The 25,183-nt window shown below is 69.0% G+C and carries 24 protein-coding genes; 11 read left to right on the forward strand and 13 right to left on the reverse strand.

Annotated elements, in window-relative coordinates:
* Nucleotides 1-57 precede the first annotated feature (57 nt).
* Together ACH4FX_RS07350 and ACH4FX_RS07355 are read right to left on the reverse strand one after the other, a co-directional pair.
* Nucleotides 58-1,212: a pyridoxal-phosphate-dependent aminotransferase family protein gene (locus tag ACH4FX_RS07350; RefSeq protein ID WP_398476059.1), complete on the reverse strand. Its 1,155-nt coding sequence runs from the start codon at nucleotides 1,210-1,212 to the stop codon at nucleotides 58-60.
* A gap of 160 nt (nucleotides 1,213-1,372) precedes the next feature.
* Nucleotides 1,373-2,740, reverse strand: coding sequence for a serine hydrolase domain-containing protein (locus tag ACH4FX_RS07355; protein ID WP_398476419.1), 1,368 nt, complete (start codon nucleotides 2,738-2,740; stop codon nucleotides 1,373-1,375).
* 361 nt (nucleotides 2,741-3,101) lie between these two features.
* Here ACH4FX_RS07355 and ACH4FX_RS07360 point away from each other — a divergent pair, with 361 nt between their 5' ends.
* Nucleotides 3,102-3,530, forward strand: coding sequence for a MerR family transcriptional regulator (locus ACH4FX_RS07360; protein WP_398476061.1), 429 nt, complete (start codon nucleotides 3,102-3,104; stop codon nucleotides 3,528-3,530).
* Nucleotides 3,531-3,599: 69 nt separating this feature from the next.
* On the opposite strand, the gene ACH4FX_RS07365 is transcribed toward ACH4FX_RS07360, so the two are convergent.
* The 3 genes from ACH4FX_RS07365 to ACH4FX_RS07375 form a co-directional block, all read right to left on the reverse strand.
* Nucleotides 3,600-4,316 (reverse strand): hypothetical protein, encoded by a 717-nt coding sequence (locus ACH4FX_RS07365; protein ID WP_398476063.1) that lies wholly within the window; start codon nucleotides 4,314-4,316, stop codon nucleotides 3,600-3,602.
* A 13-nt stretch (nucleotides 4,317-4,329) separates the two neighbouring features.
* Nucleotides 4,330-5,430: a MerR family transcriptional regulator gene (locus ACH4FX_RS07370; protein WP_398476064.1), complete on the reverse strand. Its 1,101-nt coding sequence runs from the start codon at nucleotides 5,428-5,430 to the stop codon at nucleotides 4,330-4,332.
* An 81-nt stretch (nucleotides 5,431-5,511) separates the two neighbouring features.
* Entirely contained in the window at nucleotides 5,512-6,318 is an 807-nt protein-coding gene (locus tag ACH4FX_RS07375; RefSeq protein ID WP_398476066.1) for an amidohydrolase family protein, read from the reverse strand.
* Between the two features lie 104 nt (nucleotides 6,319-6,422).
* On the opposite strand from ACH4FX_RS07375, the gene ACH4FX_RS07380 reads away from it, so the two are divergent.
* Nucleotides 6,423-6,797 carry a MerR family transcriptional regulator gene (locus ACH4FX_RS07380; RefSeq protein ID WP_398476068.1) on the forward strand — a complete coding sequence of 125 codons (375 nt, stop codon included), beginning with the start codon at nucleotides 6,423-6,425 and terminating at the stop codon, nucleotides 6,795-6,797.
* A gap of 132 nt (nucleotides 6,798-6,929) precedes the next feature.
* Here the strand turns inward: ACH4FX_RS07380 and ACH4FX_RS07385 are convergent, their stop codons facing one another.
* Nucleotides 6,930-7,508 (reverse strand): helix-turn-helix domain-containing protein, encoded by a 579-nt coding sequence (locus ACH4FX_RS07385; RefSeq protein ID WP_398476070.1) that lies wholly within the window; start codon nucleotides 7,506-7,508, stop codon nucleotides 6,930-6,932.
* Nucleotides 7,509-7,617: 109 nt separating this feature from the next.
* Between ACH4FX_RS07385 and def the strand changes: the two genes are divergently transcribed.
* Nucleotides 7,618-8,280, forward strand: a complete 663-nt coding sequence (def, locus tag ACH4FX_RS07390; RefSeq protein ID WP_398476072.1) for a peptide deformylase — start codon at nucleotides 7,618-7,620, stop codon at nucleotides 8,278-8,280.
* Nucleotides 8,281-8,332: 52 nt separating this feature from the next.
* On the opposite strand, the gene dnaB is transcribed toward def, so the two are convergent.
* On the reverse strand, nucleotides 8,333-9,805 hold the full coding sequence (gene dnaB / locus ACH4FX_RS07395) for a replicative DNA helicase (protein ID WP_398476074.1): 1,473 nt from the start codon (nucleotides 9,803-9,805) through the stop codon (nucleotides 8,333-8,335).
* Nucleotides 9,806-10,269: 464 nt separating this feature from the next.
* Here dnaB and ACH4FX_RS07400 point away from each other — a divergent pair, with 464 nt between their 5' ends.
* Together ACH4FX_RS07400 and ACH4FX_RS07405 are read left to right on the forward strand one after the other, a co-directional pair.
* On the forward strand, nucleotides 10,270-11,607 hold the full coding sequence (locus tag ACH4FX_RS07400) for an MATE family efflux transporter (protein ID WP_398476076.1): 1,338 nt from the start codon (nucleotides 10,270-10,272) through the stop codon (nucleotides 11,605-11,607).
* A 39-nt stretch (nucleotides 11,608-11,646) separates the two neighbouring features.
* The gene (locus tag ACH4FX_RS07405; RefSeq protein WP_398476078.1) at nucleotides 11,647-12,525 is read left to right on the forward strand and encodes a trypsin-like serine peptidase; all 879 of its coding nucleotides are present in this window, start codon (nucleotides 11,647-11,649) and stop codon (nucleotides 12,523-12,525) included.
* Between the two features lie 69 nt (nucleotides 12,526-12,594).
* On the opposite strand, the gene rplI is transcribed toward ACH4FX_RS07405, so the two are convergent.
* The 4 genes from rplI to rpsF form a co-directional block, all read right to left on the reverse strand.
* Nucleotides 12,595-13,041: a 50S ribosomal protein L9 gene (rplI, locus tag ACH4FX_RS07410; RefSeq protein WP_398476080.1), complete on the reverse strand. Its 447-nt coding sequence runs from the start codon at nucleotides 13,039-13,041 to the stop codon at nucleotides 12,595-12,597.
* An 18-nt stretch (nucleotides 13,042-13,059) separates the two neighbouring features.
* Complete coding sequence (gene rpsR / locus ACH4FX_RS07415) at nucleotides 13,060-13,296, reverse strand: 30S ribosomal protein S18 (protein WP_003978893.1); 237 nt, start codon at nucleotides 13,294-13,296, stop codon at nucleotides 13,060-13,062.
* 106 nt (nucleotides 13,297-13,402) lie between these two features.
* Nucleotides 13,403-13,981, reverse strand: a complete 579-nt coding sequence (locus ACH4FX_RS07420) for a single-stranded DNA-binding protein (RefSeq protein WP_398476082.1) — start codon at nucleotides 13,979-13,981, stop codon at nucleotides 13,403-13,405.
* 78 nt (nucleotides 13,982-14,059) lie between these two features.
* The gene (gene rpsF / locus ACH4FX_RS07425) at nucleotides 14,060-14,350 is read right to left on the reverse strand and encodes a 30S ribosomal protein S6 (protein ID WP_003978891.1); all 291 of its coding nucleotides are present in this window, start codon (nucleotides 14,348-14,350) and stop codon (nucleotides 14,060-14,062) included.
* 229 nt (nucleotides 14,351-14,579) lie between these two features.
* Between rpsF and ACH4FX_RS07430 the strand changes: the two genes are divergently transcribed.
* The 3 genes from ACH4FX_RS07430 (at nucleotide 14,580) to ACH4FX_RS07440 (ending at nucleotide 17,232) form a co-directional block, all read left to right on the forward strand.
* Entirely contained in the window at nucleotides 14,580-14,897 is a 318-nt protein-coding gene (locus tag ACH4FX_RS07430) for a hypothetical protein (protein WP_398476084.1), read from the forward strand.
* Nucleotides 14,898-15,025: 128 nt separating this feature from the next.
* Entirely contained in the window at nucleotides 15,026-16,144 is a 1,119-nt protein-coding gene (locus ACH4FX_RS07435) for a lipid II:glycine glycyltransferase FemX (RefSeq protein WP_398476086.1), read from the forward strand.
* 56 nt (nucleotides 16,145-16,200) lie between these two features.
* Nucleotides 16,201-17,232 carry an alanine racemase gene (locus ACH4FX_RS07440; protein ID WP_398476088.1) on the forward strand — a complete coding sequence of 344 codons (1,032 nt, stop codon included), beginning with the start codon at nucleotides 16,201-16,203 and terminating at the stop codon, nucleotides 17,230-17,232.
* 76 nt (nucleotides 17,233-17,308) lie between these two features.
* Here the strand turns inward: ACH4FX_RS07440 and ACH4FX_RS07445 are convergent, their stop codons facing one another.
* Both ACH4FX_RS07445 and ACH4FX_RS07450 read right to left on the reverse strand, forming a co-directional pair.
* Entirely contained in the window at nucleotides 17,309-18,802 is a 1,494-nt protein-coding gene (locus ACH4FX_RS07445; RefSeq protein WP_398476090.1) for a glycosyltransferase family 87 protein, read from the reverse strand.
* 107 nt (nucleotides 18,803-18,909) lie between these two features.
* Complete coding sequence (locus ACH4FX_RS07450) at nucleotides 18,910-21,612, reverse strand: transglycosylase domain-containing protein (protein WP_398476092.1); 2,703 nt, start codon at nucleotides 21,610-21,612, stop codon at nucleotides 18,910-18,912.
* Nucleotides 21,613-21,977: 365 nt separating this feature from the next.
* Between ACH4FX_RS07450 and ACH4FX_RS07455 the strand changes: the two genes are divergently transcribed.
* The 3 genes from ACH4FX_RS07455 (at nucleotide 21,978) to ACH4FX_RS07465 (ending at nucleotide 25,125) form a co-directional block, all read left to right on the forward strand.
* On the forward strand, nucleotides 21,978-22,655 hold the full coding sequence (locus tag ACH4FX_RS07455) for a helix-turn-helix transcriptional regulator (protein ID WP_398476094.1): 678 nt from the start codon (nucleotides 21,978-21,980) through the stop codon (nucleotides 22,653-22,655).
* A 47-nt stretch (nucleotides 22,656-22,702) separates the two neighbouring features.
* On the forward strand, nucleotides 22,703-23,785 hold the full coding sequence (locus ACH4FX_RS07460) for an inositol-3-phosphate synthase (RefSeq protein WP_398476096.1): 1,083 nt from the start codon (nucleotides 22,703-22,705) through the stop codon (nucleotides 23,783-23,785).
* Nucleotides 23,786-23,865: 80 nt separating this feature from the next.
* Complete coding sequence (locus tag ACH4FX_RS07465) at nucleotides 23,866-25,125, forward strand: MFS transporter (protein ID WP_398476098.1); 1,260 nt, start codon at nucleotides 23,866-23,868, stop codon at nucleotides 25,123-25,125.
* The last annotated feature ends 58 nt before the right edge of the window (nucleotides 25,126-25,183 follow it).

A 25,183-nucleotide genomic window follows, 5' to 3' on the forward strand; every position in this document is an offset into this window, starting at 1 on the left:
ACTGGCCCCTGGTGCAGCCTGAGCGCTGCATCCCCTGAGAATCGCCCTTCAAGGCGCTCACCCCTCGATGGCCTCATCCCAGGCAGCGCCGGCCGCCGCAGTCGCCCCGTCACCGTCCACCGTCACGCCGAGTACACGCAGGCCCGCCGCCAACGCCGCGACGGAAGCCAGCACCACACCGCGCTCCGCGGCCTGTCCGTAGTGGTTCACCCGGATCATTTCCTTGGCGAGTGCGCCCGCGGCAGCCTGCACGGGCACCGCGACCGGCCCCTCTGCCGCATCCAGCGCGGCGGCGATGATCTCGCGGGCGTCCAGGTCGGCGGGCGCACGCAGCGTCGTGGCTGCCGGAGCCGCGTCCTCGTCCCGGACGACGTAAGGGGACAGCGCGCCGAGCGCCCGCACACCTGCCCGTACCGCTGCGGCAGCCGCCCGGTGCCGGGTGATGACCGCGTCGAGCCCCTCGGCGTCAACGCGGTCCACGGCCTGCTCCAGTGCCAGCATCTCCAGCTGTGCCGGCGCATGCGGCAGCGCGGTACGGCCCCCGTCGATCCAGCGCTCCTTCCAGTCCAGGAGGGAGAGGTAGGAGCGCCGGGGAGCCTGCCCGTTGGCCGCGATGCGCTCCCAGGCGCGAGGGCTCACCGAGACGGCGGACACACCGGCCGGGCCCGCCAGCGCCTTCTGCCCACCGATCACGCACAGATCCACGCCCCACTCGTCGGTGAGCAGCGGCTCGGCCCCCACCGAGGCGACCGCGTCGAGCATCAGCAGCGCGCCGTGCTCACGTACGACGGCCCCGATCTCGGCGACGGGATTGGTGTTGCCGGTCGCCGCTTCGGCGTGCACCAGGCTCACGAAGTCGATGGCCGGGTGCTCCCGCAGGGCCTCGGCCACCTGCTCCGGGCGCACCGCGCCCGTGAAGGGTGCGCTGATCGTGATGACCTGGGCGCCGCAGGACCGCAGCCAGCCGCCGAAGGTCTCGCCGTACGGCCCGGTCACGATGTTGAGCGCGGTGCTCCCGGGGCTCACCGCAGAGCGGATGCACGCCTCCAGCGGGAGCAGTGCCTCGCCCTGTGTGGCCACCACATCGGCCCGGGTCCGCATCAGCGCCGCGACCTTGTCCTCGATCCGCGCGAAGTGTCCGGCGGTGAGCGGCGGCAGGTCGAGCAGGTCCGGGGCGTCGGAGGTCGTGTTCACGGCGGTCGCGTCAGTCACGGTGGCCTTCCAGCGGTAGCGGGCCGCGGTGCGGCGGCTCCTGATATCTGGCTCGACTGTACGTCCGGGGTGGTCACCCCCGCCCGTATGGGCTTGCCCAGCTCCCGCCGGGGCCGCTTCAGCGCTGAAACCCACCGCCGGAGCGGGCCCGACCCCGCCGTCAGCGTCCGCGCCAGCCCTCGGCGTCGACGCCCCCCGGCACCGGTCCGGCAGGCGCGTACGGGCCCCGGGTGAAGACGAAGGTGCCCAGATCCAGGTGGCTCACCGAGCCGTCCCCCTCATCCCGGACCGCGCTCAGCGTCTCGCCCGCGAAGTAGCCGTCCAGCCCGGTCCAGGTGCCGTCGGGCTCCGCCCGGAACCGCGAGGCACGGCCACCCGGCCCCGACATCAGCGAGAGCTCCAGGCCCCGATCGGCACATAGTCTCAGCACGTACGGGTGCGCACCCCAGTACCAAGGGCCGGTGAGAGCCAGCAGCTCTTCGTCCAACGGCCCGGACAGGGGGCGCCACGGCTCGGGGATGCGGGGCTCCCGGCGCGCGACGATTCCGGTCAGGTCGGCGGCGATGGTGCTGATGGCCGGGCCCGACGTGCAGTTCGCCAGCGCGATGCCGGCGACATCTTCCGCTGCGTCGATCCACAAGGAGGCCAGGAAGCCCGGCATCGATCCGGTGTGGCCGAACAGCACGCGTCCGTTCCGCCGTACGAGCTGGAGACCGAGCCCGAAGCCTGCGTCCCACTCCGCACCCTCGGGTGGTACGGCCGGCCTCCGCATCTCGGCCAGGGGAGCGGCACCGAGCACCCGGTCGTCTCCGTGCGCCAGGAACGCCACCCAGCGTCCCAGGTCCTCGACCGTGGACCACAGCTGCCCGGCCGGGCCCATCAGCCCGGTGTCTTCAGCGGGTTCCGGCAGCAGTACGTCCGCCCACGGGTGCACCGCCCAGCCCTCGGCGTGTGGCGCCTGCGGCTGGAGCGTCGTACGGCTCATGCCCAGCGGCTCCAGCACCTCACGGCGCAGCACCTCACCCCAGGACTGTCCGCCCCGCTTCTGCTCGATCAGCAACCCCAGCAGGGCGTAGCCGGGGTTGGAATAGTGGAACCGGCGCCCGACGGGCAGCCGGCGGGGGTCTTCTCCGAAGAGATCACCGGGCGCCTGCCGCAGCGTGCCGGACGTCCGTTCCCACCAGGGCCCTTGGGCCTCCGCCGCCAGCCCGGAGCTGTGCGAGAGCAGTTGGGCAACCGTCACGTCCGGGTCCGGGCTGTCCGGCAGGTGCACGCCGAGGCGGTCATCCAGCGTCAGCAGCCCCTCTTCGCGCAGCCGCATCACCAGCACCGCGACGAACGTCTTGGTGATCGACCCGATCCGGTACTGAACGTCCGCTCCACCGACCGCGCCCATGGCAGCGCTGTCCCGAGCCCCGGTCCAGGCCACCCGCCCACCCCGCACGACCGCTCCCGTCATCGATGGCGCGCGGCCCTCCGCCTGGCCGACCGCCAGCCGCCGCACCAGCGCCCGCCGCGTCTCCGGCAACAACGCCTCGAACTGCTCCGCACCGCGCCCCTCCGGGTCACCCACCTCTTCGACCGGCTCCAGCCCCTGGGATACGTCGGGCGATTGCGCGCTCATGGCACTCCTCGACAGCTCAACAATGATCACGGCACGAATGAACCCCATCCCATCACCCACCCCACCGAAACCGCACCGTTTCCCCGGACGTGCCACCGGTCTCCACAAGCACCGCGGTGCCGCTGTGACACTGCCGGCCCCCTGCAACCTCACACTCGCCGCGGAGGCCGAACCGGAGCCCACTCCCGTGGCCGGGTCTCCCAGCACTACGGTCATCGGTATGGCGTGCCCGGCCCGTACCGAACCGGGCCGGACGGGGGCGGAGATGCGAATCGGAGAACTCGCCGAGCGGGCCGGGACGACCACCCGGGCGCCGCGGTATGACGAGGCGCGTGGGCTGTTGCAAGCCAAGCGCACGCCGAACGGTCACCGTACCTACGGCGAAGCGGACCTTCGGCTGCTCCAGCAGATCCAGATGCTGCAACGCTTCGGGTTCGGGCTGGAGGAGACCCGGCCCTTCGTGGAGTGCCTGCGCGCCGGCCATCCCGCCGGTGACTCCTGCCCCGCTTCCCTCCGGGGGTATCGCCGCAAGCTCACCGAGCTGCATGCCTGTATCGCCCAGCTCCAAGAGGTACGGGAACAGGTCAGCAGCCAGCTGGCCCGTGCCGAACAGTCCCTCCACGAGTTGGCCTACGCCTCCGCTGAGCCTGGAGAACGCCGCCCTCGATGCGAGCTGGCCTCAAGCGACGACTGAGCCCGCCGCGCCGCACCCCGGCACCAGCCTCAGGTGGGCCCACGGATCGCGGGCACCGACTCTCCGGACTCACCCGGCCACTGCAGAGCCGGTCCCCTGCCCCATCGCTGTGATGGCTTCGCTCAAAATTGCTTGTTCCTCCCGCGGGAGCCATCGCGCCGCGTGCACCATGTGCAGCGCCGAGCGGAGCCGTGCCCGATCCTCCTCGGTCCCCAGGTCTGCCAGGTACGCGGGCAGAATCAACCCCAGCGCCTTGAGCTCGTTCCGCACACACAGCCGGGTCAGCAGGTCGGACAGCAAGGTGGTCGCCAGCTGGCTCCTCGCCCCCGCTCCCTCCCGGATTCCGGATGCGTCACCGGACGCCGGCAGGGCAGCCGTCTCCCGCAGCCCCTCCGCAATCGCGAAGCGGTTCCACATCCCGTAGTCCCCTTCGGGTACATCCGGCACCCGCGCGGCAGCCCGCGCGAAGTACTCGTGGGCCGCGGCGGTATCGCCCAACTCGCGGTGCGCGCGCCCCATGTTCGCGTACAGGGACGCGTAGAAGCCGCGTACGCGCTCGTCGCCCACCCGGTCGGCCCGGTCCAAACACTCCTGGTTCCACCGCAGCGTGCCCTGTGGCGTGGTCTGGTGCCGGGCCACGTAGTGGGCGGCGATGCACGCCTCGTAGTCATCGGCCGAGTCCTCCCAGGCCCGCAGGAACAGCCGTCGCGCCTCATCCTCCTCGCCCCGCGCTTCGGCCTCCATTCCCCGCACGCACAGCTGAACCACGTGGTTCTCCGGATCCATCGCCCGCCTTCCCTCAGGCCGTTTCACGTGAAACAAGCACCTGCACCGGCATCACCAACGTCGTGAAACTGCCTTGGTCAGCGGAACGCACGACAACCGGCTCAGCCGCGGAAGCGATCTCCAGCAGGACATCAGGCCCCACTCCCGCATCCAGCGCGGGTACGAGCACCGCCGGGTCGAAGGCCACGCGCAGCGACGGCCCCGTACATACGGCGCTCACCGTGACGGAGCGGCCTCCGCCCTCGCTGATGGCCACCTCCTGGGATTCCGGACGCACGGAGATCACGGTGCCCTTCTCCCGTTCGGCGAACGCCTCGCGCAGCGCCGCCCGGTCCACGATGACCCGATGTCGTACGTCCCCCAGCCCGTCCAGCACCAGTCGGTAGTCGGGAAACTCTTCCGCCCGTCCGGCGAAAGCGCGCCGTACCCCGTTCTCGCCGACCAGCCACCCACCCTCGTCGCCGTCCACCTCGACCTCGACGTACCGCTGGCGCAGCGCCCAGGACGCCATGTCCGCGAGTTCCCCGGCATCGACGAGAATCCGGCACGGACCGCCGTCCGACGTCCCGGCCCGCAACACCCTGGCCGCAAGCCGGTAGCGGTCGGTGGCGACCAACCGCAGCTCTCCCTCGTCCAGTTCGAGCAGCACACGACCGAGGACGGGGAACTCGTCCGCCACCTCGGCGATCGCAACAGCAGGCGCCACCTGCCGTACCGCGCTGGCCAGCTCCGCGCCTCCGACGCCGACCCGCCCCAGGGGCAGCTCCGGCGCTCCCACCGACAGGTCGCTGAGCAGCCCCTCCACCAGCACCCGTGCGGTATCGGCTGTTCGTCGCGTCCGGTCCAGGTGCGCGCGGAGCACCGCCCGGGCCTCCGCTTCATTCCCATCGAGAACGACCTTGGCGTCAACCAGCGGCAGCCCCGCCTCTCGCAACCGGCGCAGCAGTACGGCACGGCCTTCCTGCTCGGCTCCGTAGAAGCGGTATCCGCTCGCCGGATCGACCCTGACGGGACGCAGGACACCGCAGTCGTCGTAAAAACGCAGCGCGCTCGGGGTCAGGCCCACCCGCCGCGCGAACGCCCCGATGCCCAGCAGCTCATCGCTCTCGTCCATGCACGCGATTGTCGAGTCTCAAGCAACCTGAAGGTCAAAGCCACACAGCACCGGCCCCCAAGCAGTCCGACGACTCACTGATCAGGACAAGCCCAGCAACTCGGCCAGATTTCCGCCCAGCACTCGCTCGCGGACCTCCCCCGGGACCGTGACCCGTTCCACCGTCGTACGGGCGACGACCGGGTCCCCGTAGGGGGCGTCCGAGCCGAAGAGGGTTCGGGTGGGCAGTTCGCGGATGGCGAGGCGGACGGCGAAGATCAGGTGCGCCGTGGAGAGCTCCAGATAGATGTTGGATGTGGCCTGGGCCAGTTCGATCGCCTGCATCCAGTTCGTCCCGCCCAGTTGGCTGACCACCAGCGGCACCTTCGGGTAACGGGCGGCCAGGCCGGCCAGGGTGCACAGGTCCGCGGCGGTCGTAGGGGCGTAGCCATGGACGACCACAGGAAGGCCGGCATGGTCGGCTGCCGCTCGAAGCACCGGCTCGACCAGCGCCGCCCGGTCCGGTGACGGGGTGAGCTCCCCGATGCCGTACAGCCCACGGCCCATCACCTCGCGCTCCACCCAGGCCGCCGTCTCATCGGCGGTACGGTCCAAGGGGACCGAGCCGAAGCCCAGGAAGCGTGTCGGATGAGCGGCCAGTGCCGCATCCAGCTCCCGCCACGCCTTGGCGTACCCATCGTCTCCACCCGCACCCGTGCCTCCGGCGGCTCCCCCTGCCAATGCACGGTCCAACACACTCATCTCGTGACGGAGCGAAGCCAGGTCCGTGGCTCGTTCGGGGTGTGGCCGGGTGGGGAAGAGGACCGTACGGCCCACCCCCGCGTCGTCCAACGCGGACAGATGGGTAGCGAGCGGGTCGTGGACGTGACTGTGGGCATCGATGATCACGCGTGCGCCTTCCGGTGGTATGAGCCGCCCACGGAATGCGGGAGGCCGGAGCCAGTGTTGATCCCTGACATGGTTGGAAGGTCAAGCGAGAGGGCGGAGGGCCAGTGCTGATCGGGGAGCTGGCCGAGCGCACCGGGACCAGCGAGCGCCTGCTGCGCTACTACGAACGGGCGGGACTGCTACGGCCCGACCGGCTGCCCAACGGCTACCGCACCTACACCGAGTCCGACGCCACCGCCGTACGCCGCATCCGCGCTCTCCTCGCCGCCGGGCTGCCCACCCGCGTCATCCGGCAGGTGCTGCCCTGCACCACCGACACCGCTGCCGTGCACCCCTGCCCGGGCGTACTCGACGCTCTCCACGACCAACTGCGCGCTCTCGACCAGCAAGCCGGCGAACTCGCCGCAGCGCGCAGGGTGCTGCGCGAGACCATCGACGAGGCAACGGCCCGTCTGACACCGGCGAACACGAACGGCTAGCCGCCTACGTCTTGTACCAAGGCCGCGCGTTCGACCCGTTGTCAGACCTGGCGAGCGTCAGCGGCCGACCCATGCCACGAGGATGCCCATGCGCGCCCCGGAGGCTGACGGCGAACTGCGCAGCCTGCGTCCTCACTCCTGTCGCGTCTCGTCCGTCAACTCCGGAAGCAACGGGAACAGCCGGGTGATGAGAGCCACCGGCCGCGCGCCGTCGGGCCGGGCCAGGGGGCGTTGTTCGCGGTCCTGGTAAGGGGCCAGTGCGCGTCGCACGGCGTCCGCGACCCGGCTCATCTCCTCGGGTGTCAGGTAGGCGACGGCACTGAAGGCTTCGTCGTGGCGCCATTCGGCGGGTGCTCGGTCGCGTTGGGCCAGCCAGCGCTGCCAGCTCTCATCCTCCAGGCCACGGGCCAAGTCCCCGAACCGCTCCTCCTCGGACGCGCCGGAGGCGGAGACGCGCTGCGCCAGGCGCCAAGGACGGGCACGGCCCCCGCGGTGCGGAGCTTCCTCGATGTGGCCGTGGCGTGCGAGTTGCCGAAGGTGGAACGAGCAGAGCCCAGAGCTGTAACCCAGCCGTGCGGCAGCTTCGGTCGCCGTCACGGTGCCGACTTCCGCCAGCAGATCAAGCAGCGCCGTACGGACCTCGTGCTCGGGCAGCCCGGTGTCTGTGCGCTGGGCCCGAGCGGAGCGAGCGTTGAGATCATCTTCAGTCACTTTGCAAAGTCTGCTACTTTGCAAAGCTCCCGTGCAAGCGGATCTTGTGCGGAGACATCAGCCGCAGTGCCGTCCGCGGCTCTGTGACGTGCGCAAAGGGGAGACTGCGATGTCCGTGACCCACGACCGAGCCCGCTCCATGGACTGGCGCGTCCGGGTACAGGGCCAACCCGTCGACGCCTATCCCGCTCTGCCGCCGGAGGCCGACCGGGGTTCGGTGCGTCGGGTCACGGAAGTGGGTGAAGAGGTCCTGAGCCGTCCGTGCCAGGAGGTGACCGACTTCGGCACCGCCGAGCTGTCCGCGCTGATCGACGACATGTTCCTGACGATGTACGTGGCCGACGGCGCCGGCCTGGCCGCCAACCAGGTCGGCGTGGACCTGCGGCTGTTCGTTTACGACTGCCCGGACGACGACGGCATCCGGCATGTCGGCCACATCATCAACCCGGTCCTGGAACTGCCCGGCCCGGGTAGCCGCCGGCTCATCGACGCACCCGAAGGCTGCCTGTCCGTGCCCGGCGCCACGATGACGGTCCCCCGTACGGACCGCGCTGTCGTCCGCGGGCTCGACAAGGACGGAAACTCCCTCGTCATCGAAGGAACGGGCTATTTCGCGCGCTGCCTACAGCACGAGACCGACCACCTGCACGGCCACACCTACCTCGACCGCCTGTCCAAGCGGGACCGCAAGGAAGCACTGCGACAGATGGCAGACCGGCGCGAGCAGGTCTTCACACGACGCGCGAACAAGGCCGCAAGCCTGAGCCGATGACCGACACGGCAGGCGGTTGAGCCCGCGCCAGGAGGCCCTACGCGACCACCCCTCAGGTCTGCGCCATATCCACAAACCGCGAGTAATGCCCCTGGAACGCCACGGTGATGGTGGCCGTGGGGCCGTTACGGTGCTTGGCCACGATCAGGTCCGCCTCGCCTGCGCGGGGGGACTCCTTCTCATAGGCGTCCTCGCGGTGGAGCAGGATGACCATGTCCGCGTCCTGCTCGATGGAGCCGGACTCACGCAGGTCCGAGACCATCGGCTTCTTGTCCGTACGCTGCTCGGGGCCACGGTTGAGCTGCGAGAGCGCGATGACCGGGATTTCGAGCTCCTTGGCCAGCAGCTTGAGGTTACGGGACATGTCCGACACCTCCTGCTGACGGCTCTCTGCGCGCTTGGAACCGCCGGACTGCATCAGCTGGAGGTAGTCGATGACCACCAGTTTGAGGTCGTTGCGCTGCTTGAGGCGGCGGCACTTGGCGCGGATCTCCATCATCGACAGGTTCGGCGAGTCGTCGATGTAGAGCGGCGCGGCCGACACGTCCGGCATCCGTCGGGCCAGCCGTGTCCAGTCCTCGTCCGTCATGGAGCCGGACCGCATGTGGTGCAGGGCCACCCGCGCCTCGGCGGACAGCAGACGCATCGCGATCTCGTTGCGCCCCATTTCGAGCGAGAAGATCACGCTCGGCAGGTTGCTCTTGATGGAACACGCACGGGCGAAGTCCAGCGCGAGGGTGGACTTACCCATCGCGGGACGGGCCGCGATGACGATCATCTGGCCGGGGTGCAGGCCGTTGGTCAGGGAGTCCAGGTCGGTGAAGCCGGTGGGCACGCCGGTCATCTGGCCCTGGCGGGAGCCGATCGCCTCGATCTCGTCGAGCGCGCCCTCCATGATGTCGCCGAGCGGCAGATAGTCCTCGCTGGTCCGCTGCTCGGTGACGGCGTAGATCTCCGCCTGGGCGCTGTTGACGATCTCGTCGACGTCGCCGTCGGCGGCGTATCCCATCTGGGTGATGCGCGTACCGGCCTCGACGAGCCGGCGCAGCACCGCCCGTTCGTGGACGATCTCGGCGTAGTACTCCGCGTTCGCCGCCGTCGGCACGGACTGGACGAGGGTGTGCAGATACGAAGCGCCGCCGACCCGCGCGATCTCGCCGCGCTTGGTCAGCTCGGCCGCGATCGTGATCGGGTCGGCCGGTTCGCCCTTCGCATACAGGTCGAGGATCGCCTGGTAGATCAGTTCGTGGGCCGGCCGGTAGAAGTCATGGCCCTTGAGGACCTCGACGACGTCCGCGATGGCGTCCTTGGACAGCAGCATGCCGCCGAGCACGGACTGCTCGGCGTCCAGGTCCTGGGGCGGTACGCGCTCGAAGCCGCCGGAGGACCAGCCGCCCTCCTCGTCGCCGCGGTCACGCCGGTCGTCGCGGCCCCGGCCCTTGCCCTCGCCTCTGCGGGAGCGCGCGGCGGGCAACCGGTCGCTGGGGCCGGCGTCCGCCCAGGGGTCCTCCACGGGCTCGGGCATGCTCACCCCGGCACCTCCTCCCGTCCGCGGCGCGGACCTTGCTGTGCCCTACTTTCTTACGGCACGGCTCTGACAAACGAGACGCCCGACTCCGGTTACGGCGCGTCGAGTTCGGATGGGTTCTCGGACCGGAACAGGGGCCAGGCGCCGGACTACGGTAGGCCTGTCGGCACCGTCCGCCAATCTGGTTATCCACAGGCCATGTGGACGATGGCCCCGTTCCTGTGGAGAAGTCCGCCGATCCTGTGCACGGCACGGGGGACACCGCTGTGGACAAACACACAATCAGCCGACCGAATCCGCGCTGACCTGCACCTTTGTCATCCATAGGCTGTGGGGGAGAAAAACTTCGGGAACCTGTTCATGATCGACCCGAACGCCACGGAGGAGAACGCTCCGCCCGGCGCACAGTAAGGGTCGAATTGCAGTTGTGTCACTTACCTGTGGAAGATTAGATTGGCAGCATGACACAGGCTCCCGCGACACCGCGGCGTACCGACCGCCGCCACGACCGCGAGATCATCTCGCTCGCTCTGCCTGCCTTCGGCGCGCTCGTCGCGGAGCCGCTCTTCGTCATGGCCGACAGCGCCGTCATCGGCCACCTGGGCACCCGGCAGCTCGCCGGACTCGGTGTCGCCGCCCCACTGCTGACCACCGCGGTCTCCGTCTTCGTCTTCCTGGCGTACGCCACCACCGCCGCCGTCGCGCGGCGGATCGGTGCCGGAGACCGCTCCGCCGCCATTCGGCAGGGCATGGACGGCATCTGGCTCGCCCTCCTGCTGGGCGCGGCCGTCCTCGCCGCCGTCCTGCCCACCGCTCCCTGGCTCGTCGATGTCTTCGGCGCCTCCGCCACCGCGGCCCCGTACGCCATCACGTACCTGCGCATCAGCGCCCTCGGCATCCCGGCGATGCTCGTGGTGCTGGCAGCCACCGGTGTTCTGCGCGGCCTCCAGGACACCAGGACGCCGCTGTACGTCGCCATCGGCGGCTTCTCCGTCAACGCCGCCCTGAACGTCGGCCTGGTCTACGGCGCCGGGCTCGGCATCGCCGGCTCAGCCTGGGGAACCGTCATTGCCCAGTGCGGCATGGCCGCCGTCTATCTGTTCGTCGTGGTCCGGGGCGCGCGTCGGCACGGCGCCTCCCTCCGGCCGGACGTCGCCGGCATCCGCGCCAGCGCCCAGGCGGGGGTGCCTCTCCTGGTACGTACACTCTCGCTGCGCGCCGTCCTGATGATCGCGACCGCGGTCGCCGCCCGCCTCGGTGACGCCGATGTGGCCGCCCACCAGATCGTCATCACGCTCTGGTCGCTGCTGGCCTTCGCCCTGGACGCCATCGCCATCGCCGGTCAGGCGATCATCGGCCGGTACCTGGGAGCGGACGACGTGGCGGGGGCCAAGGCGGCCTGCCGCCGGATGGTGCAGTGGGGCATCGCTTCCGGTGTGGTGCTCGGCCTGCTCGTCGTGCTGACCCGGCCGCTGTTCATGCCGCTGTTCACCACCGACCCCGCCGTGAAGGACGTGCTGCTGCCCACGCTGCTGGTCGTCGCCCTCACCCAACCGGTCTCCGGCATCGTCTTCGTTCTCGACGGCGTGCTCATGGGCGCGGGAGACGGTCCCTACCTGGCCTGGGCCATGCTGGTGACACTTGCCCTCTTCGCCCCCGCCGCACTGCTGGTACCGGTCGTCGGCGGCGGCCTGACCGCCCTGTGGTGGGCCATGGCGCTCATGATGACGGTGCGGATGCTGACATTGTGGGCACGCACCCGGTCGGGGCGGTGGATTGTGACCGGAGCCTCGCGTTGAAGCTGCCCGAAACAAACCGCCCGTGTTGATAATGACCGTGTGCGCCCGCTTGCCAGGAAGATCATCCTGCCCCTGACGCTGTCCGTCATCGGGGCCGGCGTCATAGTGGGCTACGCCTCGCAGGAAGCCGACACCAGCAGCCGCGGCAGCGGTTCCATCAGGAGCGGGTTCGGCAAATCAGGGGAGGCGGACCAAGACCCCGAGGACCAGGACCCGTCCGCCACCGCACCCGCCGACGGCGGCCGCGCGTACACCCCGCGCAGCACCGAGCAGAACGCCCGGGTGGGGGCGATCTTCGAGAAAGACGACACCGGCGACCACTTCTGCACCGCCAGTGTGGTGCAGAGCCCCGGCCGGAACATGCTGATCACCGCGGCACACTGTGCTTTCGACGCCGAGACCGGCCAGCCGGTGGGGGACCTGGTCTTCGCGCCGGACTACCGGGACGGCAAGGAGCCGACCGGGCTGTGGAAGGTCCGGAAAGTCGTCGTCGACGACCGCTGGGCCAAGTCGCAGGACGAGGACATGGACGTCGCCTTCCTCGTCCTCGACAGCAAGGACGGCAAGCAGATCCAGGACGTGCTGGGCGGCAACACCCTCGGCATCGACCCCGGCTTCGACAACGAAGTGAAGATCACCGGATACCCCACCAGCAGCGAGACCCCGATCTCCTGCCACAACCGCACGACGAAGTTCAGCGACACACAGATGCGCGTCCAGTGCACCGATTTCGCGGGCGGTACGAGCGGCAGCCCCTGGCTGGCCGATTACGACCCCAAGAGCCACACGGGCACGGTGATCGGTGTCCTGGGAGGTCACGAGGGCGGCGGCGACGAGGACGACGTCTCCTACGCCGCGTACTTCGGTGACGAGGTCGCCGACCTCTACAAGCGGGCCCAGGACGAGGCCGAGGACTGACGAGCGCGCGAAAGGGCCGCACCCCGTTTCCGGAGTGCGGCCCTTCGGCGTGGTGCTACGACGCTGCGATCAGGCGGCGACGACCTCGACGCCGAGCTTCGCGACGACGTCGGCGTGCAGACGCACGGACACCTGGTGCGAGCCCAGGGTCTTGATCGGCGAGCCGAGCTCGATGCGGCGCTTGTCCACATCGGGGCCACCGGCGGCCTTGATCGCCGAGGCGACGTCGGCCGGAGTGACGGAGCCGAACAGACGGCCGGCGTCGCCGGCGCGCACGGCCAGCTTCACCTTGACGTCCTCAAGCTGGCCCTTGACCTCGTTGGCCTGCTCGATCGTGGCGATCTCGCGGATCTTGCGACCGCGACGGATCTGCGCGACGTCCTTCTCGCCACCCTTGGTCCAGCGGATCGCGAAACCGCGCGGGACCAGGTAGTTACGGGCGTACCCGTCGCGGACGTCAACGACGTCACCGGCGGTGCCGAGGCTGGAGACCTCGTGGGTGAGGATGATCTTCATGAGTCGGTCACCCTTCCCTTATCGCGCGGTGGAGGTGTAGGGCAGCAGCGCCATCTCACGGCTGTTCTTCACAGCCGTGGCGACGTCACGCTGGTGCTGGGTGCAGTTGCCGGTCACCCGGCGGGCACGGATCTTGCCGCGGTCGGAGATGAACTTCCGCAGCAGGTTCGTGTCCTTGTAGTCGACGTAGGAGATCTTCTCCTTGCAGAACACGCAAACCTTCTTCTTAGGCTTGCGAGCAGGCGGCTTCGCCATTGTCTCTCTCCAGTGAATTCAAGAAGTTTGTGCTGTCGCCCTCAGGCCCCCGGCCGTTTCACGCTGTTTCACGTGAAACAGCGTGCGTACGCGCCGGTCGTCGGACCTAGAAGGGCGGCTCGTCCGAGTAGCCGCCGCCGGAGCCGCCGCCCCAGCCACCGCCGCCCTGCTGGCCACCGCCGGCCGGGGCACCGGTCGCCCACGGGTCGTCGGCGGGAGCACCGCCGCCCTGGCCGCCGCCGGGGCCGCCGCCCCAACCGCCGCCACCCTGGCCACCGCCCTGCGGGCCGCCGCCGAAGCCGCCGCCCTGGCCACCGCGGCCCGAGGTCTTGGTGACCTTGGCCGTGGCATTGCGCAAGCTGGCGCCGACCTCGTCGACGTCGAGCTCGTAGACCGTGCGCTTGACGCCCTCGCGGTCCTCGTACGACCGCTGCTTCAGGCGGCCCTGCACGATCACGCGGGTGCCCCGCGTAAGGGACTCGGCGACGTTCTCCGCCGCCTGACGCCACACCGAGCAGGTCAGGAACAGGCTCTCGCCGTCCTTCCACTCGTTGGTCTGGCGGTCGAAGGTGCGGGGAGTGGACGCGACGCGGAACTTCGCGACCGCCGCACCGGACGGGGTGAAGCGCAGCTCGGGGTCGTCGACAAGATTGCCGACGACCGTGATGACGGTCTCGCCTGCCATTAGGGGAACCTCTCGGCGGGTGTGCTGCTGGCTGCTGGTGTTGCTACTCGGACCCGGTCACCGCTGACGCTGATGCGCTCAGTGGGTCTCGGGACGGAGGACCTTGGTCCGGAGGACCGACTCGTTCAGGTTCATCTGACGGTCGAGTTCCTTGACGACCGCAGGCTCGGCCTGCAGGTCGATGACCGAGTAGATGCCCTCGGGCTTCTTGTTGATCTCGTACGAGAGACGACGACGGCCCCAGGTGTCGACCTTCTCGACCTTTCCGTTGCCCTCGCGGACGACGGAGAGGAAGTTCTCGATCAGCGGGGAGACAGCGCGCTCCTCGAGATCGGGGTCGAGGATGACCATCACCTCGTAGTGACGCATGTAGAACCCACCTCCTTTGGACTCAGCGGCCACGGTCGTTCCGTGGCAGGAGGGTCATGATGCGTTCCGCACCCGGCCTGGCCAGGAGACCTGGGCAGACGTGGGCGCAGACTGTACAGAGTACCCGCCTCCGAGCTTCCGGTTGAAATCCGGAGGCTGATCCCCCCAATCTGGAACACAACGGGTGTGAGCGGCGTTACAGTTCGCCGCCTGTCATCGGAGGTGCCGCATGGCACAGGCAGTCCGGCCGCAGCACGGCCTCTTCTCTCTTCTGAACAGCGACGGCAAGGCCCATCCCGTCGAGAACACCTTGGTCGCCGTCACCCTGGTGTTCGGCTTGATCGCCTTCTTCACCGCCCACTTCCACCACCTTCACCTGCTCAGTTCCTGGACAGGACTGATCGGCATCGGCACCGGGGCGTGGGGTCAGTTCATCTCCGCGACCACCGGCGAGCGCTTCCTGCTGATCATCGGGCTCGGTGCCGCGGCGATCGGCTTCTTCCTCGGCATGGCCCACGGCGGTCTCTTCGGCGGCGTACTCGGCTAGCCGGACCGGCCGGGCACCGGGGGCTTCACCCCCCTTCGCCCAAACGGGGCGCTTCCCTGTCGCAGTAGGCTTCGGCGCGAGAGCCGGAGCCCCGACCCTGGGGACAAACCTGCCGAGGAGCGCCCCGCATGAGCCTGACCCTGAGGACCATCAGCCGAGAGCAGCATCTGGCGTACATCCAGAGTCTGCCCTCGGCGAGCCACATGCAGGTGCCGGCCTGGGCCGATGTGAAGTCCGAATGGCGCTCGGAGAACCTGGGCTGGTTCGACGCGAGCGGACAGCTGGTCGGCGCGGGTCTGGTCCTCTACCGCCAGCTGCCCAAGATCAAGCGATACCTCGCCTACCTGCCCGAGGGGCCGGTCATCAACTGGTTCGCGCCGAACCTGGAGGACTGGCTGAAGCCGATGCTGGCGCATCTGAAGCAGCAGGGTGCCTTCTCGGTGAAGATGGGCCCGCCGGTGATCATCCGGCGCTGGGACTCCGGCGCGATCAAGTCCGGGATCCAGGACCCGGACGTCAAGCGGCTGCGCGACATCCAGGCCACCCACATCGAGCCGCGGGCCTTCGAGGTGGCCGACAAGCTGCGCCGGATGGGCTGGCAGCAGGGCGAGGACGGCGGGGCCGGCTTCGGCGATGTGCAGCCCCGCTACGTCTTCCAGGTGCCGCTGGAGAACCGCTCGCTGGAGGATGTCCACAAGGGCTTCAATCAGCTGTGGCGCCGCAACATCAAGAAGGCCGAGAAGGCCGGCGTCGAGGTCGTCCAGGGACGCTACGAGGACCTCGCCGAGTGGCAGCGGCTGTACGAGATCACCGCGGAGCGCGACCACTTCCGGCCGCGGCCGCTCGGTTACTTCCAGCGTATGTGGACGGCCCTCAACACCGAGGACCCCAACCGCATGCGGCTGTACTTCGCGCGGCACAACGGTGTGAACCTGTCCGCCGCGACGATGCTGGTCGTCGGCGGCCACGTCTGGTACTCCTACGGCGCCTCGGACAACATCGGCCGTGAGGTCCGGCCTTCCAACGCCATGCAGTGGCGGATGCTGCGCGACGCCTACGCGCTGGGCGCCACCGTCTACGACCTGCGCGGCATCAGCGACTCGCTCGACGAGAACGACCACCTCTTCGGCCTCATCCAGTTCAAGGTGGGCACAGGCGGGCAGGCAGCCGAGTACCTGGGCGAGTGGGACTTCCCGCTCAACAAGCTCCTGCACAAGGCGCTCGACATCTACATGTCGCGCCGCTGACCACTTCTTCCCTGTACGACCGCAACGCAGCCACGAGAAAGGTTCCGGGCCCGGCCATGGCGCTCACCCTCTACGTCGACACCGCGCGCTGGCGGGCACACCAGCAGAGCGTTCTGCAGCAGTTCCCGGGGCTCGTCCCGGTCTGCAAAGGCAACGGCTACGGCTTCGGTCACGAGCGCCTCGCCGAGGAGGCGGCCCTCCTCGGCACCGATCTCCTCGCCGTCGGGACGACCTACGAAGCGGCCCGCATGAAGGACTTCTTCAGCGGTGACCTGCTCGTCCTGACGCCGTTCCGGCACGGTGAGGAACCGGTTCCGCTGCCGGACCGCGCCATCCGTTCGGTCTCCTCGGTCGAGGGCGTGGGCGGCCTGGTGGGCGCCCGGGTGGTCATCGAGGTCATGAGCAGCATGAAGCGCCACGGCGTCCTGCCCGAGGATCTGCCGAAGCTGGCCGCGGCCATAGAGGACGTACGGCTGGAGGGCTTCGCCATCCATCTGCCGCTGGACCGTACCGACGGCTCCGACGCGGTGGAGGAGGTCATCGGCTGGATGGACCGGCTGCGGGCCAACCGCCTGCCGCTGCACACCATGTTCGTCAGCCACCTCAAGGCCGATGAGCTGGCCCGCCTCCAGCAGCAGTTCCCGCAGACGCGGTTCCGCGCGCGGATCGGTACCCGCCTGTGGCTCGGTGATCACGACGCGACCGAGTACCGCGGCTCGGTCCTGGACGTCACCCGGGTCGGCAAGGGCGACCGCTTCGGCTACCGCCAGCAGAAGGCCGCCTCGGACGGTTACCTCGTCGTGGTGGCTGGCGGTACCTCGCACGGTGTGGGCCTGGAGTCGCCCAAGGCGCTGCACGGTGTGATGCCCCGCGCCAAGGGCGTGGCCCGGGCGGGCCTGGCCACGGTCAACCGCAACCTCTCGCCGTACGTGTGGGGAGGAAAGCAGCGCTGGTTCGCAGAGCCTCCGCACATGCAGGTCTCCATCCTCTTCGTGCCCGGGGACGCCCCCGAGCCGCGGGTGGGCGAGGAGCTGGTGGCGCACCTGCGGCACACCACGACGCAGTACGACCGCCTCGTGGACCGCTGAGCCACCGCACAACGGAACAGCTTCGGGCCCGGTGCCGCAGAGCAGATCTGCGGCACCGGGCCCGTTTCCTAAGTGTTCACCGGTGGCCGGAGTCGCCGGCCACTCCCCAGCGGACCTGCGTCGCCCCCTCGAACTGAACGGCGTGCCGTGACAGCTGGTGGGCCCGCCCCAGCACGAAGACATCGGGCGCGTGGGCCAGCACCCCGCCCGACGGGTCGTCGTCGCCGTCCCTGCGGACGACGTCCCGCTCCGGCAGCAGCACATCACGTACCACGACGGCACACAGGTACAGCGTCCCCAGAAGGTGGAGCGCTATGGCCAGTTGGTAGCCCTCCAACGGCAGCCCCTGGTGCTTGTCGCCATTTCCCGTGTAGGCGAGGTACATCCAGATGCCGAGGAAGTACATGACCTCGCACGCCTGCCAGATCAGGAAGTCGCGCCAGCGTGGCCGTGCGAGTGCGGCCAGCGGGATCAGCCACAGCACGTACTGCGGTGAGTAGACCTTGTTCGTGAGGATGAAGACCGCGACGACCAGGAAGGCGAGCTGCGCGAACCGCGGCCGGCGCGGCGCGTAGAAGGTCAGCAGGGCCAGGGCGCCACAGCCCAGGATCATCAGCAGGGTCGCGTAGGTGTTCGCGTCCTCCAGCGGGTTGCCGGTGCGCTGGGAGATGAGCAGCCAGATGGAGCCGAAGTCGATGGGCCGCTCTTGGCTGAACGTGTAGAACTTCGCCCAGCCTTCGCGGACGTGGAATCCCGACGCGTCGTGCGTGATCATCACCGGCACGTTGACCACCAGCCACGCGGCCACGGCTCCGAGCACGGCCTTGCCGTACGCACGCCACTGTCCGGCCCGCCAGCACAGGACGAGCAGCGGCCCGAGCAACAGCACCGGATACAGCTTCGCCGCGGTCGCCAGTCCGATGAACACACCCGTCGCGAGGGGCCGGCTGCGCGACCACATCAGCATCCCGACGGCGGTCAGCGCGACGGCCAGCAAGTCCCAGTTGATGGTGGCGGTGAGCGCGAGAGCAGGGGCGAGGGCGACCAGGAGGCCGTCCCAGGGTCGGCCACGGTGCGTCCGGGCCACGCACACGGCGAGGACCGCAGCGCATGCCATCAGCATGCCGGCGTTGACCAGCCAGTAGATCTGCTCGCGTTCCTGGATGGAGCCCCCGGTCGGGGTCATCCAGGAGGCGACCTCCATGAACACTCCGGTCAGCACCGGGTACTCGAGGTACTCCATGTCGCCGGGCAGCTTGTCGAAGTACGGGATCAGCCCGTCCGCGAAACCGCGCCCCGCGTACAGATGCGGGATGTCGGAGTAGCAGGCGTGGGTGTACTGGCTGGTGGCGCCGAAGAACCATCCGCTCTCGTAGCACGGCAGTTTCTGCACCATGCCGAGCGCGAACATCCCGATGGCGACCAGCGCGACGATGCGTACCGGGTTCCACCAGCCCGAACCGAAGACAGCGCGCCGTCCGGCAGGACCGCCGATCAGCTCGCTGCCGGCCGCCGCCACCTCGTCCCGCCTGGTCGGCCGTACGGGCTCGTCCTGTCGCACGCTCGTCATGCGCCCATCCTGCCGTACGGTCCCGGGCCGGACAGGGAGAAGCCCCCGGCCCGTATCCCTCGGGTCGGGGGCTTCGTCTGTCACGTTTCACGTGAAACAGTCAGCGGTCAGTAGCGTCGGCCGCCCGCCGCGGCGCCGTCGGGTGGGCCGCCGAAGATGCCGCCGTCATCGCCGCCTCCGGGACCACCCGTGCCCGGGTCGGGCGTTGTGGTGGTGCCGCCGGTGTTCCCGCCGCTCGGCCGTCCACCGGTCTCCCCGCCGCCGGTCGCACCGCCGTTCTGCCGGCAGTTGATGTCCCAGTCCGCGCAGGTCTTGGTCGGAGTGGGGCTCGCGGGCTGGCTCGGCTTCACCGTCTTGGAGGGGGTGGGCGACGGGGAGCTCGGCGGGGGAGAGGACGGGGTGGGCTTCGGGGAGGGGCTCATGCCGTCGCCGTAGACCGTCTGACCGATCGGCGCGGGGTCCGGGAAGGGTTCGAGCTTCTTGCCCTTCATCGCCTGCGTCATGAACTCGGCCCAGATGCGTGCCGGGAACGAAGCGCCGTGGATCTTCTCCTCACCGCCGACGCCGTACATCTTCAGGAACTGCTGCTGTTTGGCCTGGTCGTCCACCCGCCACATGCCGATCGTGGTGGCCAGCTGCTTCGTGTAACCGGCGAACCAGGCCGACTTGTTGTCGTCGGTGGTGCCGGTCTTGCCGGCCGCCTCGCGGCCGTCGGGCAGCTTCGCGGCCGTACCGGTGCCCTTCTCCACCACGGTCTTCAGCACGTCCGTGACGTTGTCCGCGACCGCCGCGCTGAAGCCGGTCTTGGGCTTCTCGGAGTGCTCGTACTTGATCTGCCCGTCCCGCTTGACGCTCTCGACCGAGTACGGGTCGCTCTGCTTGCCGCTGGCGGCGAAGGTGGCGTACGCACCGGCCAGCCGGATCGCGCTCGGTGCCGAGGTGCCCAGCGAGAAGGTCGGGGTGGTCTTCGCCATGCTCTGGTCGTCGCGCAGCCCCGCGGCGATGGCCGCTTCCTTCACCTTGTCACGGCCCACGTCCATGCCGAGCTGGATGAACGGCGTGTTCACCGAGAACTGCATGGCGGTGCGGAGAGTGATCTTCCCGCGGTTCTCGTTGCCGTCGTTCGCCTGGTGCCACTCCTTGCCGTCCTTGTCGTGCCAGACGGTCCCGTCGTAGTTCAGCAGCTTCAGCTTGTTGTCACCGTTGTAGATGCTGTTCGGCGAGACCCGCGTGCGCCGTTCGGGATTGTGCGGATCCCGTACGCCGTCGCTCATCGCCGCCGCCAGCACGAACGGCTTGAAGGTCGAGCCGACCTGGACACCGGTGTAGTCGGCGTTGTTCGTGTAGTGCTGGGTCGCGTCCTTGCCGCCGTAGATGGCGACGATCTTTCCGGTTCCCGGTTCGACCGAGGCGCCGCCGAACTGGACGTACTTGTCCACATCGCGCTTGTCCGGCTTGATGTGCTCCTTGGTGACCTTGTCCACGGACTCCGCGAGTTCATTGACCTTCTTCTCGTCGAAGGTCGTGTGGATCTCGTAGCCGCCCTTCTTCAGCATGACGTCCGTGATCTTGGTGTTCGCCGTGATGTAGTTGTTGGCGAGGTCGACGAGGTAGCCCTTCTGCCCCCGGAGGTCCATGGCCTTCTTGGGCTTCTTGGGCATCGGGAATTCCTTGATCTGGTCCCGCTCCTCCTTGGACATCCGCTTGACCTCGACCTCGCGGTCCAGCGTCCACTTCCAGCGGGCCTCGGCGCGCTTGAGGTTCGCGCCCTTGGTCTCCGTCGAGATGTACGGGTCGTAGAGGTTGGGGCCGTTGAGGAGCGCGGCCAGGAAGGCACCCTCGCTGGGGGTGAGCTTGTCGCAGTCCTTGCCGTAGTACGCCCGTGACGCGGCCTGGATGCCGTAGGCACCCCGCCCGTAATAGGCCGTGTTGAGGTAACCGGCCAGGATCGTGGGCTTCTTCTCCTTGATGCCCACCTTGATCGAGATGAACAGCTCGGTGAGCTTGCGCTTGATGGTCTGCGACTGGTCCAGGTAGGTGTTCTTCACGTACTGCTGGGTGATGGTCGAGCCACTCTGTGTCTCACCGCCCCTGGCCATGTTGAAGACCGCCCGCGCGATGCCCATCGGGTCGACGCCCGAGTCCTTTTCGAACGAGGCGTTCTCGGCGGAGATCACCGCGTTCTGCATCGACTTGGGGATCGAGGTGATCGGCACGATCTGGCGGTTGAGCTCACCGCCGCCGGCGACGACCATCGGCTTGCCGTTGGACCAGTAGTAGACGTTCTTCTGCAGCTGCGATGCCTTCTGCGCGTCCGGGATGTCCACATAGGCGAGGGCGAGACCGGCCGCGCCGACGAGCAGCGCCAGGAAGCCGATGCAGGTGGAGAGGACCTGCTTCCACGAGGGCACGAACCGCCGCCATCCGATCTTGCCGGACCGCGGGTAGTCGATGAGCCGCTTCTTGCCGGGCTTGCCGGCGCCCCGGCCCCGCCCGTGACCGCCTTCGCCACCACCGCCGCCACCGGTGCGCCGACCACCGCCCCGCCCGCCACGGCCACTGCCTGAAGCCATCGCCGCCGTATCGGAAGCGCGCCGTCGGCCACCGCGTTGCGCGGCGCGCCGGGCCTCGGCTCTGCCGCCGATCGGCCGCTCCTGCCCGTACGCCCCGGAGTCGGGAGCCGGGCCGGGGGCCGGGGCGGAGCCGCGGGAGGGCGCGGCGCGGCGCCCGGATGATTGCTGTGCGGCTCGTCGGGCCGCAGCACGTCCGCCGCCCTGCGGCTGGGGCGGTTTGCGACGGTGCTCGCTCATGGAACGAATACTCCTCGGGCAGGCGCGCTTTTTATCTCGTCGCCTGAAGGCGGCAGTTGACTTCAGGTCCCCCCGACGCACGACACCCATGTGGCGCATGGGGTCGCACTACACCGAGGACGGGGACGTCCCCTGCCGCCCCACGGTTCCCGGCAGTCTGCATGCCGCACAGACTACGCACGGCCAAAACCTGCCCACCGTTGAAATTCACTCCAAATCAGTCAGGTTGGCTAGAACGAAACGGTGATGTGACGGCGTTCACCGTCCCCCCTCTTGTTCCTCCCGCAGCCCCGACCTATCGTCTGGATGTATCGAATCGATACATCAGCTCGGCATAAAGAACGCACGAGGACAAGGAGGCGGGCATGAGCAGGCGGTCCGGCATCCTTGAGTTCGCCGTCCTCGGACTGCTCCGCGAGTCCCCCATGCACGGTTACGAGCTGCGCAAGCGGCTCAACACGTCACTGGGGGTCTTCCGTGCGTTCAGCTACGGCACCCTCTACCCCTGTCTGAAGACGCTGGTCGCGAACGGCTGGCTGACCGAGGAGACAGGAGCCGCTCCGGAGACCGCGCCCGCGTCCCTCACGGGGCGCCGGGCGAAGATCGTCTACCGGTTGACGCCGGAGGGGAAGAGCCACTTCGAGGAGCTGCTCGCCCACTCGGGCCCGGACGCGTGGGAGGACGAGCACTTCGGCGTCCGCTTCGCCTTCTTCGGGCAGACCTCGCGCGACGTACGGATGCGGGTGCTGGAAGGCCGCCGCAGCCGCCTGGAGGAGCGCCTCGAAAAGATGCGCGTCTCCCTGGCCCGTTCACGCGAGCGGCTGGACGACTACACCCTCGAACTGCAGCGGCACGGCATGGAGTCCGTGGAACGCGAGGTCCGGTGGCTCAACGAGCTGATCGAGAGCGAACGCGCCGGACGCGATCAACGCGCCGTGGACCCCGCCGAGCGGGACCAGAAGGACACGTCAGGAGATACGGGCGGCCTGCCCCGGCGTCGGGGTGGTTCCCGGCCGGATCCGTCCGATGACACCACCACATGAGGCCCCGCGGTCGCGGGGCCTTGTCGAGAACACAGGGAGCAACCGGAATGGGTTCGGTTCGCGTAGCCATCGCCGGCGTGGGCAACTGCGCCGCCTCGCTGGTGCAAGGCGTCGAGTACTACAAGGACGCAGACCCGGACAGCCGCGTGCCCGGCCTGATGCACGTGCAGTTCGGCGACTACCACGTGCGGGACATCGAGTTCGTGGCCGCTTTCGACGTGGACGCCAAGAAGGTCGGCCTCGACCTGGCGGACGCCATCGGTGCCAGCGAGAACAACACCATCAAGATCTGCGACGTGCCGCACTCCGGTGTGACCGTCCAGCGCGGCCACACCCTCGACGGTCTGGGCAAGTACTACCGCCAGACCATCGAGGAGTCCGACGAGGCGCCGGTGGACATCGTCCAGGTCCTCAAGGACCAGCAGGTCGACGTCCTGGTGTGCTACCTGCCCGTCGGTTCCGAGGACGCCGCGAAGTTCTACGCCCAGTGCGCCATCGACGCCAAGGTCGCCTTCGTCAACGCCCTGCCGGTCTTCATCGCCGGTACCAAGGAGTGGGCGGACAAGTTCACCGAGGCCGGTGTGCCGATCGTCGGCGACGACATCAAGTCGCAGGTCGGCGCCACGATCACGCACCGCGTGATGGCCAAGCTCTTCGAGGACCGGGGCGTCGTCCTGGACCGCACGATGCAGCTGAACGTCGGCGGCAACATGGACTTCAAGAACATGCTGGAGCGCGAGCGCCTGGAGTCCAAGAAGATCTCCAAGACCCAGGCCGTCACCTCGCAGATCCGCGACCGCGAGCTGGGTGAGGACAACGTCCACATCGGCCCGTCGGACTACGTCGCCTGGCTGGACGACCGCAAGTGGGCCTACGTGCGCCTGGAGGGCCGTGCCTTCGGTGACGTCCCGCTGAACCTGGAGTACAAGCTGGAGGTCTGGGACTCCCCGAACTCCGCGGGTGTCATCATCGACGCTCTGCGTGCCGCGAAGATCGCGAAGGACCGTGGCATCGGCGGTCCGGTGCTCTCCGCGTCCTCGTACTTCATGAAGTCGCCTCCGGTGCAGTACTTCGACGACGAGGCGCACGCGAACGTCGAGAAGTTCATCAAGGGCGAGGTCGAGCGCTAAGCACCGCGCCGTCCCTCCTTGCTCCGCAGGCCCCCGGAAATTCCGTCCGGGGGCCTGTGTGCTGTGTGAGGCTGGGCCTCATGTCCGTTGTGCGTGACCTCCGCGTACTGCTCCGGCTGCGCGACTTCCGCTCCTTGCTGGCCGTACGGCTCCTCTCGCAGGCCGCCGACGGTGTCTACCAGGTCGCGCTCGCCACGTACGTCGTCTTCTCGCCGGAGAGACAGGCGTCTCCTGCGGCCATCGCCTCCGCGCTCGCCGTCCTGCTGCTCCCGTACTCGCTGCTCGGCCCCTTCGCGGGCGTCCTCCTCGACCGCTGGCGCCGCCGACAGGTCCTGCTGTACGGCAATCTGCTGCGCACCGTGCTCGTCATCGGCACCGCCGCCCTGATCAGCGCACGGGCTTCCGACTGGCTCTTCTACGCCTCCGCGCTCTCCGTCATGGCCGTCAACCGGTTCGTGCTGGCCGGGCTCTCGGCCGCCCTGCCGCGCGTGGTCGCCGGTACGGAACAGTTGGTCATGGCCAACTCCCTGTCCCCGACCGCCGGCACACTCGCGACCACCGCGGGCGGTGGGCTCGCCTTCGCCATCCGGCTGGCGGGGGTTCAGTCGAACACCGTCGTCGTACTGCTCGCCGCCGTCCTCTACTTGTGCGCTGCCGGGATCTCGCTGCGGATGGCTCCGGGGTTGCTGGGGCCGGATCCGTCCCAGCTTCAATCGCGTGCCGGGACAGCCTTGTTGAGTACCGCACGGGGCCTGGTCGCGGGGCTGCGTCACCTCGCGGAGCGCCGCACCGCTGCGGCAGCGCTGACGGCGATGACCGCGTTGCGCTTCTGCTACGGAGCGTTGACGGTGATGGTGCTGATGCTGTGCCGGTACGCGTGGTCCGAGAGCGAATCGGACGGACTGGCGCTCCTCGGGGTCGCCGTCGGCGTGTCGGGGGCGGGTTTCTTCGCTGCCGCCGTCATCACCCCGTCGGTCGTGGCCAGGTTCACGCCGCTGGTCTGGATGGCGTACTGCGCGGGGGCGGCGGCGCTGCTGGCTCCGGCCTTGGGGCTGACCTTCGCCTACGTGCCGCTGCTGATCGCCGCCTTCGTGATCGGCCTCTGCACCCAGGCAGCCAAGATTTCCACGGACACGGTGGTGCAGTCGTCCGTGGACGACGCCTTCCGCGGTCGCGTCTTCGCTGTCTACGACATGCTCTTCAACGTCGCCTACGTCGGTGCCGCGGCAGTGGCCGCTGTGATGCTGCCGCCGGACGGCAGGTCCGGCGTTCTCGTCATCGCCGTGGCCCTGTTCTACGCGACAACCGCGGTGTCGCTGCTCCGCCTCGTGCGTCGGTAGGCAGCGCGAGACGATCGCGACCCGATACGGAAGCCCTTCATGACCATGCCGCCACCTC

The sequence above is a fragment of the Streptomyces sp. NPDC018019 genome (assembly GCF_044327805.1).
Lineage (GTDB): Bacteria > Actinomycetota > Actinomycetes > Streptomycetales > Streptomycetaceae > Streptomyces.